Source organism: Ramlibacter sp. G4-7 (assembly GCF_057784995.1).
The window spans coordinates 1-11,240 of record NZ_JBYNTT010000036.1; the positions used below are offsets into that span (position 1 = coordinate 1).

Annotated in this window: 10 protein-coding genes and 2 pseudogenes; 3 read left to right on the plus strand and 9 right to left on the minus strand. The window is 72.3% G+C overall.

Annotated elements, in window-relative coordinates; all coding sequences use genetic code 11:
* Window positions 1-220, minus strand: a pseudogene (locus tag AC3EGR_RS25440) (Tim44 domain-containing protein); the annotation flags it as partial.
* Between the two features lie 285 nt (window positions 221-505).
* On the opposite strand from AC3EGR_RS25440, the gene AC3EGR_RS25445 reads away from it, so the two are divergent.
* A complete protein-coding gene (locus AC3EGR_RS25445) occupies window positions 506-712 on the plus strand; it encodes a hypothetical protein (protein WP_488549326.1) in 207 nt (68 codons plus the stop codon).
* A gap of 346 nt (window positions 713-1,058) precedes the next feature.
* Here the strand turns inward: AC3EGR_RS25445 and AC3EGR_RS25450 are convergent, their stop codons facing one another.
* The 6 genes and pseudogenes from AC3EGR_RS25450 to AC3EGR_RS25475 form a co-directional block, all read right to left on the minus strand.
* Window positions 1,059-1,325, minus strand: coding sequence for a hypothetical protein (locus AC3EGR_RS25450; RefSeq protein ID WP_488549327.1), 267 nt, complete (start codon window positions 1,323-1,325; stop codon window positions 1,059-1,061).
* A gap of 94 nt (window positions 1,326-1,419) precedes the next feature.
* Window positions 1,420-1,650 carry a DUF2630 family protein gene (locus AC3EGR_RS25455; protein WP_488549328.1) on the minus strand — a complete coding sequence of 77 codons (231 nt, stop codon included), beginning with the start codon at window positions 1,648-1,650 and terminating at the stop codon, window positions 1,420-1,422.
* Window positions 1,651-1,788: 138 nt separating this feature from the next.
* Window positions 1,789-2,202: a S1C family serine protease gene (locus tag AC3EGR_RS25460; RefSeq protein ID WP_488549335.1), complete on the minus strand. Its 414-nt coding sequence runs from the start codon at window positions 2,200-2,202 to the stop codon at window positions 1,789-1,791.
* Window positions 2,200-2,744, minus strand: a pseudogene (locus AC3EGR_RS25465) (S1C family serine protease); the annotation flags it as partial. The pseudogene AC3EGR_RS25465 and the gene AC3EGR_RS25460, both read right to left, overlap by 3 nt.
* 3 nt (window positions 2,745-2,747) lie before the next feature.
* Window positions 2,748-3,329, minus strand: coding sequence for a helix-turn-helix transcriptional regulator (locus tag AC3EGR_RS25470; protein ID WP_488549329.1), 582 nt, complete (start codon window positions 3,327-3,329; stop codon window positions 2,748-2,750).
* A gap of 8 nt (window positions 3,330-3,337) precedes the next feature.
* Complete coding sequence (locus tag AC3EGR_RS25475; protein ID WP_488549330.1) at window positions 3,338-4,249, minus strand: S1C family serine protease; 912 nt, start codon at window positions 4,247-4,249, stop codon at window positions 3,338-3,340.
* A gap of 255 nt (window positions 4,250-4,504) precedes the next feature.
* On the opposite strand from AC3EGR_RS25475, the gene AC3EGR_RS25480 reads away from it, so the two are divergent.
* Window positions 4,505-8,809: an Lhr family helicase gene (locus AC3EGR_RS25480; protein WP_488549331.1), complete on the plus strand. Its 4,305-nt coding sequence runs from the start codon at window positions 4,505-4,507 to the stop codon at window positions 8,807-8,809.
* A 9-nt stretch (window positions 8,810-8,818) separates the two neighbouring features.
* Here AC3EGR_RS25480 and AC3EGR_RS25485 read toward each other — a convergent pair whose 3' ends face one another.
* Window positions 8,819-9,319, minus strand: a complete 501-nt coding sequence (locus tag AC3EGR_RS25485; RefSeq protein WP_488549332.1) for a GNAT family N-acetyltransferase — start codon at window positions 9,317-9,319, stop codon at window positions 8,819-8,821.
* A gap of 81 nt (window positions 9,320-9,400) precedes the next feature.
* Between AC3EGR_RS25485 and AC3EGR_RS25490 the strand changes: the two genes are divergently transcribed.
* Window positions 9,401-10,051, plus strand: coding sequence for a trimeric intracellular cation channel family protein (locus AC3EGR_RS25490; RefSeq protein ID WP_488549333.1), 651 nt, complete (start codon window positions 9,401-9,403; stop codon window positions 10,049-10,051).
* A gap of 35 nt (window positions 10,052-10,086) precedes the next feature.
* Here AC3EGR_RS25490 and AC3EGR_RS25495 read toward each other — a convergent pair whose 3' ends face one another.
* Window positions 10,087-11,058, minus strand: coding sequence for a Bug family tripartite tricarboxylate transporter substrate binding protein (locus tag AC3EGR_RS25495; RefSeq protein WP_488549334.1), 972 nt, complete (start codon window positions 11,056-11,058; stop codon window positions 10,087-10,089).
* Between the last annotated feature and the right edge of the window lie 182 nt (window positions 11,059-11,240).

The window sequence follows — 11,240 nt, forward strand, 5'->3', positions numbered from 1 at the left end:
CGGCCGCGGCACCCGGGGCGGCCGCGGCGGCGTTGGTCGCGGCCGGCGCGGCGGTGCCGGTGTGGGCGGGCGTGCCGCCGGGCGTGGCGGCAGGGGCGGTCACGGACTGGCGCTGCATCCCGCTGGATTTGCCGCCGCCCAGGCGCTTGGCTTCCGCGTCCAGGCTGACGGCCATGCCCAGCGTCACGACGACGGCCAGGAGGGCGAGTGCTCGTTTCATGGTGCTCCTTCGAGAGATGTCTTGTTCGGGAGCGTGCAGGGTAGCGGGCGAACGCGGAATGAAAAAGCAGACGATTCCTGCTGGTTCCTCCTAAAAAACCGAAGTTGGCGGGACCGTCTCCCGCCCCGTCTCCTCCCTCGGGCTACTCCGATCGGCGGATGACGCGCTGCCTTGGACGGACCATTGTGGAATCGAGACCGAAGCCAGACCGAAGCGAGACAACTTGCACCGGCCCCCCGCCCAAGCTGCAAGCGTCGTCCAAGGTCCAACGCAGAGGAGCCCGCCATGAACGCCGTGCCGTCATCCGCCTTCGAGCTGCATTTCCAGACGCTGCGCGCCCAGGGACGCGCCCTGAGCTTTCCCTGCGACGCGGCCGGCCACGTCGACCTGGACCGGTTGCCGGAGCAGGCGCGCTCGAACTACCTCTACGCCCGGGTGGTGGTCGGCAACGAATTCGCCTGGCCCGTGGTGCGGCCGCTGGTGGTGCACTGAGTCCAGGCAGGTTGGCGCAGGTGCTCGGCGCCCCTGCGCGTCACGAGGACCTGCAGCACTCCGCGGGCATCGCGCTCGCACGCGACATAGCCCCGCAGGTTCGCTTCCTCCCACACCGGCAGGCGTGGACACGACGTCCGCCAGGCATCCATCACCTCGGCGTAAGGACGGCCCCTCCCCACCCACTCCAGCAGGTCGCGGATCAGCGGTTCGACGGTATCGGGCATGGCATCTCCTCGCGCGGCGCAGCGGCATGGGCCGCCTGGCCTCCCTGGCCGAGCTCTCACGGGCGGTGGGGTTCGCGTCCGCTCACCACCACGCTACAGGTCCCTCGACCCTACCCCGCTCAGATCCGCGCGAACAGGTAGCCCAGCACGAACGCGCTGGCCAGCGCCACCACCGGACGCTGCCGGATCTGTTCGCGCGCGGCGTCGACGTAGCCTGATGCCGCCATCGACGACCTGGCGGACATCGTGGAAAGGGCGGACTCGCCCGCGCCCGTGTCCTCGGCCGGCTCGAAGCGCAAGGGGTCCTCGTCGCCGCCGCCTTCGTCGCCGACGTCGGGAAGGTGGGTATCGCCGGTCTGCTTGATCCGGTTCCTGGGGTTGGGCATGCGTTCGGTCCTTTGTGTTGAGCCGACAATCTAAGGATGTGCAGCCGGGCGCAGCGTAGGAATGCGCCGCGAGCCCGCCGCGCCGGCGACCAGCTCAGCCTGTGTAGTTCTCGACCGTGCCTATGGGCCGCGGCTCCGCGCTGTCCGGGTCCTGCCCGAACTCCCGGCGGGCGCGCCGCTGCCGCAGCAGGTCCCAGCACTGGTCGAGCTCTTCTTCCACGCGCTTGAGGCGCGGCGCCTTGTCCTCCGCTGCGCCGCCGGCGCGCAGCTGGTGCTCCTCGTCGATGAGGGCGTTGATGTGGGCCAGGATGCTCTTGTCGCTCATGCTGCACCTCCCGAGGTCAGAGGGCCATTCTGGCAGGGACGGGGGCGGCGTGCCACCGTGCCCGTGGCCATGTCATGGCGGGCTCGACCCGCAATCCTTGAGGCGCCTCATCGGTCCCGGGTCGAGCCCGGGACGACATCATCTCGCCAGCTCCGGCACCACGCTCACGCTCTGCCGCTGCACCCCGCGCAGCAGCGCGATCTCGGTGCTGCGGCCGATGCGTTCGCGCGAGAGCACGCGCAGCAGCTGGTCCACCTCGCGCACGGCGGTGTCGTCCACGGCGAGGATGCGGTCGCCGCCACGCAGTCCGGCGCGGTCGGCGGGACCGTCCCGGATCACTTCGTCGACCAGGATGGCGCTGTCCTGCTCCAGGCCGAAGTGACGCGCCACGCGGCGCGCCAGTGGCACGGTGTGCGCGGTGAGTCCCAGCCAGGCGCGGCGCACGGCGCCATGCTGCAGCAGTTCGGTGACCACCCATTGCGCGGTGTCCGAAGGCACCGCGAAGCACAGGGACTGCGCGCCGCCGATGATCGCGGTGTTCACGCCGATCACCTGCCCGCGCGTATCCAGCAAGGGACCGCCCGAGTTGCCGGGATTGAGGCTGGCGTCGGTCTGGATCACGTTGTCGATCTGCCGCCCCGATGGCGAGCGCAGGCTGCGGCCCACCGCGGACACCACGCCGGTCGTGACGGTATGCCCGAGGCCAGGGGGTTGCCGATCGCGATGGCCACCTGCCCCGCGCGCACCTGTGCGGAGGCCCCGAGCTGCAGGTGCGGCAGCGTGCCGCTGGCGCCGGCCCGCACGAGCGCGAGGTCGGTGTGCGCATCGCTGCCCACGACGGTCGCGGGCAGCACGGTGCCGTCCTCGAAGGCGACCTGCACCTGCGCGGCGTCGTGCACGACGTGGAAGTTCGTCAGCAGGTAGCCGTCGGGCGTGATCAGGAAACCGGAGCCGGAGCCACCGGCCTCGCGGCCGCGCGCATCGCGCTTGCGCACGCGCAGCGAGACCACGCCGGGTTTGGCGCGCTCCAGCACGTCGACGACGGCGCGCGAATAGGCGTCGAGCAGGGGCAGGTCTTGAAGGGAAGCGTCCATGGTTCAGAGTCCGATGAGGCCCAGGCGCAGGCCCTGGCGCACGGCTTCGGTGCGCGTGGCGGCCCCGGCCTTTTCCAGGATCTGCGCGACGTGGAACTTGGCCGTGTGGCTGGAGATGCCCAGGGCCAGCGCGATCTCGCGGTTGGCCAGGCCCTTGGCCATGAGCTCCAGCACTTCCAGCTCGCGCGGGGTGAGTGGCTCCATCGGCTCGACCGCGGTCCTGACGGGCGGACGTGCGCTGCCGTCGTGCACGTGCAGCCCGCTGGCCAGCGCGTGCGCCGCGGCGGCGAGCATCCCGTCGCCGGCGTCGGCGGCGATGCGGCCGGTGGGGCCGTTGCGCAGGAGATCCGCGGCCTCGCCCACCCACAGCAGCGGCAGCTCCGGCGGCACGCTCTCGCCGAGGCGCTTCGCAGCCTGCGCGTCCGCGGGCACCAGCACGAGCACGTCCAGCGGCGGCAAGTGGCGCAGGTCTTCGGGCGACAGCAGGAGCGGCGCGAAAGCGGGCGCGTCCGCGCGCTGCAAGGCCTGCGCCAGGCCCTGCAGCGCCCAGCGCTGCGATCCCGCGATGCCGACGCGCCAGGGCATGGTCGTCCTCAGCAGCGCGGCTCCCACCGCTTCTCGTCCACTTCCACGCTCAGTTCCTCGCGCCGTCCGCCACGCAGCAGGACCACGCGCAAGCGCGAGCCGATCCGGTCCCCGCCCAGGAGGTCGCGCAGCGCTTCGATGCTCGCCACCGCACGGCCCCCCACGGAGACGAGGATGTCGCCCACGAGCAGGCCGGCCCGGGCGGCGGCACTCTCCTCGCCGATGCCGGAGACGAGCAGGCCGGTGTCGCTGTCGGCGTCCGCGGCTTCGCGCATCGCGGCGGACAGCGGCACCGGCTGCGCGGCGATCCCCAGGTGGCCGCGGCGCACGCGTCCGTGGGCGAGCAGCGCATCGGCGACCCGGTCGACGGTCGCCGCGGGCACCACGATGCCGTGGTGGCGGGCGAGCGCCGCGCTGGCAAGGCCCAGCACCTGCCCCTGCGGGTCGCACACCGGGGCGCCCATGTGCCCGGGATAGAGGCCACCGTCCAGCCGCAGGTAGCGATCCAGTTCGCCGCCGCGCCAGCTGCGCCAGGCGCCGGCGACCGCCCCGACGTGGCCGAAGCTCGCGTGCACCATGCCGGCCGCATCGCGCCCGACGGCGAACACGAAGTCGCCGACGCGCGCGGGTGGGTCGAGGCGGCGTTCGGCGACCGGCCAGTCGCCCTCGGCCGCGAGCACCGCGAGGTCCGTGCCCGCATCCACGCCGCGCACGGCCGCGGACACTGCGCTGCCGTCGGCCAGCACCACCTGCACGCGGTCCGCGTGGCCGACCGCCGCGGCGGCGGTCACCAGCACGCCGGGGCGCCAGCACAGGGCGGTGGACGTCCCGGTGCGCCGCGCGCGCACGGCGACCACGGAGGGCGCCACGCGCTCCACCGCGTCGGCCACCGATGATGGAAAGGAAGGTTCGCTGGTCATGGCCTGCACTCCGGTCCTGGCTGCTGATGCATGCATCGTGCGCGTGCTGCGGCCGCCGCGGAACCGCCCGATCGGGCAGGTGGGCCTGCCCGTCCAGGCAGTCCAGATGGGAGCCGGAGGCTCGGCCTTCAAGCGCCCGTGCGGCCGCCCTGCGCGCGTTCCCGGGCGACTGCCTCCGCCGGCGGGATCCGGAGCGTGTCCCGCATCCTTGATCCGGGCGCCGGCGCCCCCATCTGCCACGATCGCCTCCCCACGATGCCCTCCGTCTCCCCGCTCCCCTTCCACCCCGCTGTCTCCGCCTGGCTGGAGCATCGCTTCGGCACGCCCACCGAGGCGCAGGCCCAGGCATGGGCCGTGACCTCGCGGCGCGGCCATGCACTGATCGCCGCGCCCACCGGCTCCGGCAAGACGCTCGCGGCCTTTCTCTCGGCGATCGATGAACTGGTGCGCGAGGGGCTTGCCACCGGGCTGGCGGACGAGGTCCACGTCCTGTACGTGTCGCCCCTGAAGGCGCTCTCCAACGACATCCGCAGGAACCTGGAGGAACCGCTGGCGGGCATCGCCGCCGAACTGGCGGCGCAGGGACTGCCCGACCCCGGCATCCGCAGCGCCGTGCGAACGGGCGACACGCCCACCGCGGAGCGCGAGCGCATGCGCCGCAAGCCGCCGCACATCCTGGTGACCACGCCGGAATCCTTCTACATCCTGCTGGGCTCCGAGTCGGGCCGGGCCATGCTGGGATCGGTCAAGAGCGTGATCGTGGACGAACTGCACGCGGTGGCCGGCAGCAAGCGCGGATCGCACCTGGCGCTGTCGCTCGAGCGCCTGGAAGCCCTGTGCGCGCGGCCGCCGGTGCGCATCGGGCTGTCCGCCACCGTGAAGCCGCTGGACGCCATGGCGCGCTTCCTGGTGGGCGAGCGTGACGAGCCGGTCGCGATCATCGATGCCGGCCACGTGCGCGAACGCGACCTCGCCGTCGAAGTGCCGCGCTCGCCGCTGGGCGCGGTGATGGCCACCGAGGTGTGGGACGAGCTCTACGACCGCCTCGCCGGCCTCGTCCACGAGCACCGCACCACGCTCATCTTCGTCAACCAGCGCCGCACGGCGGAGCGCATGGCGCGCCACCTCGCCGAGCGCCTCGGCGAGGAGCACGTCACCGCGCACCACGGCAGCCTCGCGCGCGAGCACCGCCTGCACGCCGAGCAGCGCCTCAAGCAGGGCGAGCTCAAGGCGCTGGTGGCGACCAGCTCGCTGGAACTGGGCATCGACATCGGCGACATCGACCTCGTGTGCCAGATCGGCTCCCCCCGCAGCATCAACGCCTTCCTGCAGCGCGTGGGCCGTGCGGGCCATGCGATCGGCGCCATTCCGAAGGGGCGGCTGTTCCCGCTGTCGCTGGACGACCTGCTGGAGTGCGCGGCCCTGCTGGAAGCCGTCGAGCGCGGCGAGCTCGATCGCATCCGCGTGCCCGAACAGCCACTGGACGCGCTGGCGCAGCACGTCGTCGCGGAGACCGCCAGCAGGGAATGGCCGCTCGACGCGCTGTACGAGCGGCTCAAGCGCGCCCACCCCTACCGCGACCTCGCGCTGCGCGACTTCGAGCAGGTCGTGCAGATGCTTGCGGACGGCTACAGCACGCGCCGCGGCCGGCGCGGCGCCTACCTGCACTACGACGCGGTGCACCGCATGCTGCGGGCGCGCCGCGGCGCGCGCCTGGCCGCCGTCACCAACGCCGGCGTCATCCCCGACCAGTTCGACTACGACGTGGTGCTGCAGCCCGAAGGGCACCGCATCGGCACGCTGAACGAGGATTTCGCCTTCGAGAGCCTGCCGGGCGACATCTTCCAGCTGGGCAACGCGTCCTACCGCATCGCCAAGGTCGAGACCGGCAAGGTGCTGGTGGAGGACGCCAGGGGCCAGCCGCCCAACATGCCCTTCTGGCTCGGCGAAAGCCTGGGCCGCACGGTGGAACTGTGCGAGGCGGTGTCGCGCCTGTGCGCCACCGCGGACAAGCTGCTGGACGACGGCACCGATGCGTGCGTGCGCTGGCTGCACGACGCGCTGGGCCTGCCCGCGGCGGCGGCGCAGCAGCTGGCGCTGTACCTCGCGGCCGCCAAGGCGGCGCTGGGCCTGCTGCCCACGCAGCAGCGCATCGTGTTCGAGCGCTTCTTCGACGAGGTGGGCGACACGCACCTGGTGATCCACTCGCCCTACGGCTCGCGCATCAACAAGGCCTGGGGCCTGGCGCTGCGCAAGCGCATGTGCCGCAAGTTCAATTTCGAGCTGCAGGCGAGCGCGCTGGAGGACAGCATCGTGCTGTCCCTGGGGCCCGCGCACAGCTTCCCGCTGGAGGAGGTGCGGCACTACCTGAAGTCGGCCAGCGCGCGCGACGTGCTGGTGCAGGCGCTGCTGGAGGCGCCCATGTTCGGCACGCGCTGGCGCTGGAACGCCACGGCCTCGCTGGCGGTGCGCCGCATGAACGGCGGCCGCAAGGTGCCGCCGCAGTTCCAGCGCTCCGACGCCGAGGACCTGCTGACGGTGGTGTTCCCGGACCAGATCGCCTGCGCGGAGAACCTCGTGGGCGAGCGCGAGATCCCCGACCACCCGCTGGTGGCGCAGACCCTGCGCGACTGCCTGACCGACACCATGGACGCCGACGGGTTCGTGGCGCTGCTCGCCCGCATCGAGTCCGGCGCGGTGGAGGTCGTCACGCGCGAGCTGCCCACCCCCTCGCCGCTCGCGTACGCCATCCTCAACGCGCGGCCCTATGCCTTCCTGGACGGCGGCGCGGCGGAGGAACGGCGGACCAAGGCGGTGCGCACGCAGCCGATCGCGGAACTGCAGACGGCCGCCGACGTCGGCCGGCTGGACCCGCAGGCGATCGCGCAGGTGCGGTCGGACGCGTGGCCCGACATGGGGGACGTCGAGGAACTGCACGACGCGCTGGTGGTGCACGGCTTCCTTGCCGACAGCGAAGCCGGGGCACCGGCGCTGCTGGAGGATCTCGTGCGGCAGCGCCGCGCCACGCGCATGCGTACTCCCGCGGGCGTGCTGCTGGTCGCGGCGGAACGCCTGCACGAGATGCGGGCGGTGCTGCCGTCGGCGCCCCTCGCACCAGCCATCGAAGCCGTCGTCCGGGACACCCCCGCGCCGGAGGACGCGCTGCGCGAAATCCTGCGCGCGCGCCTGGATCTGCTGGGCCCGGTGACGGCGCAGGCGCTGGGCGCACCGCTGGGGCTGGACCTCGACGAGGTGCTGCCCCCCTTGCTCCGGCTGGAAGCTGAAGGCGCCGTGATGCGGGGTGCCTTCAGCGCCCCCGGCGCGGCCGAATGGTGCGACCGCCGCCTGCTCGCGCGCATCCATCGGCTGACGCGCGAGCGGCTGCGCGCGGAGATCCAGCCGGTGCCGCCGGCGCAGTTCATGCGCTTCCTCTTCCGCTGGCACCAGCTGGCGGACAGCGCAGGCGACGAGCGCCGCCAGGGCGAAGCGGGCCTGGCCGACGTGCTGCGGCAGCTGGAAGGCCATGCCGCGCCCGCGCCGGCGTGGGAGGAAGACCTGCTGCTCGCGCGGGTCGGGGACTACGCGCCCGCCATGCTCGACAAGCTGTGCTCGGTCGGCCGCGTGGCCTGGTGGCGGCCCGCGGACCCGGGGGAGGCGGCCAGCCGCAAGGCGGCGACGATCCGCAGCACGCCGGTGATGCTGTGCGAACGCGAAGGGCTGCCGCACTGGCAGCAGGCCAGCGGCGCCGCGCCGGTGGGCGACGAGGTGCTTTCCGGCCCCGCGCGGGTGGTGCTCGACCTGCTGCGCCGCCACGGCGCCAGCTTCTTCCCGGACCTGCAGCGCGAGGCGCGCATGCTGGGCACGCAGGTGGAGCAGGCGCTGTCCGAACTGGTGGCGCAGGGGCTGGTCACCTGCGATTCCTTCGCGGGCCTGCGCACCCTGGTCATGCCCGCGGACAAGCGCAACAAGCTGCGGCGCAAGGGCCATGGCCACGATCCCATCGACGACGCGGGCCGCTGGTCGCTCGTGCCCGCGCCCCGGCCGGGCGAAGCCGCGCCGGGCGCGCTGGCCGCTGCGCACGTGGAGCACATCGCGCGCGTGCTGCTGCGCCGCTACGGCGTCGTGTTCCGCAAGCTGCTGGAACGCGAGCAAGGCCTGCCGCCCTGGCGCGAGCTGTACTACGTGCTGCGCCGGCTGGAAGCCCGCGGCGAGGTGCGCGGCGGCCGCTTCGTCAGCGGCTTCTCGGGCGAACAGTTCGCCTTGCCGGAGGCGGCCGCGGCGCTGCGCAAGACGGCCCGCACGCCGGGCCGCGAGCGGGTGGCCATTTCGGCCGCGGATCCCCTGAACCTCGCCGGGATCCTGACCCCTGGCGAGAAAGTGCCCCGGCTGGCCGGCAACCGGCTGCTGTTCGAAGGCGGGGTGCCGATCGCGGTGCAGGCCGGCGGCGACATCCGCTACCTGCAGGACATGGAAGCCGCGGCGCAGTGGGAGGTCAAGAACCTCCTCATCCTGAAGCAGCGGCCGGCGAGCTACATCCTGCCGCCGGCGGGCTTGTCCTGAGTCGCTGCGTCAGTCGCCCGCGGCTGCGAACTCGGCCAGCGCCGCGCCCGTGAGCCGGTAGCGCACCCACTCGTCCAGCGCGACCGCGCCGATGGAACGGTAGAAGCCGATCGCCGGCTCGTTCCAGTCGAGGACGCTCCACTCGAAGCGGCCACAGTCGTTGGCCAGCGCGATGCGCGCCAGGTGCCGCAGCATCGCCTTGCCGGCGCCGGCCTGGCGCCAGGCCGGCGACACGTACAGGTCCTCGAGGTACAGGCCCTTGCGGCCCTGCCAGGTGGAGTAGTTGAAGAAGTAGACGGCAAAGCCCGCGTCCACCTCGCCGACGCGGCACACCAGCGCGCGGGCGACCGCCCCTGGCTCGAACAACGACCGGCGGATGTGCGCCTCGGTCGCGACGACCTCGTGCTCCGCCTTCTCGTAGGCGGCGAGTTCGCGGATGAAGCCCAGGATCCGGGGGACGTCGTCCTGCGTCGCCGGGCGGATGTGGATGGTGGGGGCGGCGGGGGTCAAGGCAGTGCGAGGGAATCTCGCGGCCATCTTAGCGAAGCAACGTCATCCGGGTTCGACCCGTCGCTGCACGACAATCCCGGCATGTCGGATGCACCCCTGCTCTCCCTGCTGCTCACGGTCGTCGAAGCCCTCGCGACGCTCGCCTTCGCCCTGTCGGGGCTGCTCGAGGCGGCGCGCAAGCGCCTGGACGCCGTGGGCGTGTGCCTGGTCGCCGGCCTCGCCGCATTCGGCGGCGGCACGCTGCGCGACGTGCTGCTCGATCGCCGGCCCTTCTTCTGGGTGGCGCACCCGGCGTGGCTGTGGAGCCTGCTGGCGCTGTGCATCGTGGCGATGGCCTTCCTGCGGGCGCAGCACTTCGCGCCGACCGAGCGCGCGATGCAATGGCCCGACGCGCTGGGGCTGGGCCTGTTCAGCGCCACCGGCACGCAGCTCGCGCTGGCCCAGGAGCTGCCCGGCATCGTCGCCGTGCTGATGGGCGTGATCACCGCCACCTTCGGCGGCGTGCTGCGCGACATCGTGTGCAACGAGATTCCCACTGCCTTGCGCGACCACCGGCCTTATGCGGTGTGCGCGTTCGCGGGCGGGTGGGTGCTGGTGATGGCGCAGTACGCAGGCGTGCCGCCGGGCCTGGGGCTGGTGCTTGCGGCCACCTGCGCGACCGGCTTGCGCATTGCGGCGCTCGTGACCGGCTACACGCTGCCGCGGTGGTCGCCGGGCAGCGATGCGGGGTGAAGACGCCGCATGCGGCGAACCCCACCGCCTGGCGCTCAATCCGCCGTGATCCCCTGCGCCTTGATCGTCTTTGCCCAGAACTCCGTCTCGCGCGTCACCATCGCGGCGAGTTGCGGCGGCGGCAGGTAACGCAGCTCGATGCCCGCCGTGTCGGCGCGCGTCTTCGCTTCGGGCGTCTCCAGCGCCTGCTTGATGCTGGCGGAGAGCTTCTGCACCACGTCCGGCGGCGTGGCCGCAGGGGCGAAGATGGCCACCCAGGACTCCAGCTCGAAGCCCTTGAGCCCGGCCTCGGAGGTGGTCGGCACGCCGGGCAGGCCGGGATGGCGCGACTTGCCGGTCACGGCGAAGGCCTTGAGCTTGCCCGCCTGCACGTGCTGCATCACCGAGGGCGGCGTCGTCATGAACACCTGCACCTGGCCGGAAAGGACGTCGCGGATCGCGTCGCCCGATCCCTTGTACGGGATGTGGACCATGCTCGTGCCGGTCTGCGCCTTGAAGATCTCGGTGCCGATGTGCGAGACCGAGCCGTTGCCCTGCGACGCGTAAGTGAGCTTCCCGGGGTTCTTCTTCAGGTAGGCGATGAACTCCTGCAGGTTGTTCGCCGGCACCGACGGATGCACCGCGATCACGTTGGTCGCCACCGTCACCAGCGCCACCGGCGTGAAGTCCTTCTGCGCCCAGGGCAGCTTGGGCGTGAGCGAGGGGTTGCCGACGTGGTAGGCGGAATACGAGGTCAGGAGCGTGTAGCCATCCGCGGGCGCGCGCGCCACCATGCCGTAGGCGACGTTGCCGCTGCCGCCCGCGCGGTTGTCCACGACCACCGGTTGGCCCAGCACCTTGGCCAGCGAATCCGCGACCACCCGCGCCGAGGTGTCGACGAGGCCGCCGGGCGGATTGGGCACGACCAGCGAGACGGGTTTGCTGGGATAGCCTTGGCCGAAGGCCAGGCCGGCGCACACGATGCCGAAGGCGGCGATGGCGCTGTGGAGGAAGGGGCGGCGGTGCATGTCGGTCTCCTTGTTTGTCGTGGGAAGGGTGGGATCCGCGGCGCTCACCTGTCGCGGCGGTGCCGCGCCACCCTTGTATTGTTCATGATTGAATTTCCAGAGTTCGGCGAGAGCCGAGCGGAGCGGGTGTACGCCGTCGCCACCCTTTGGACCTCAGCCTGAGCTGTAGATCAAGCGGCACT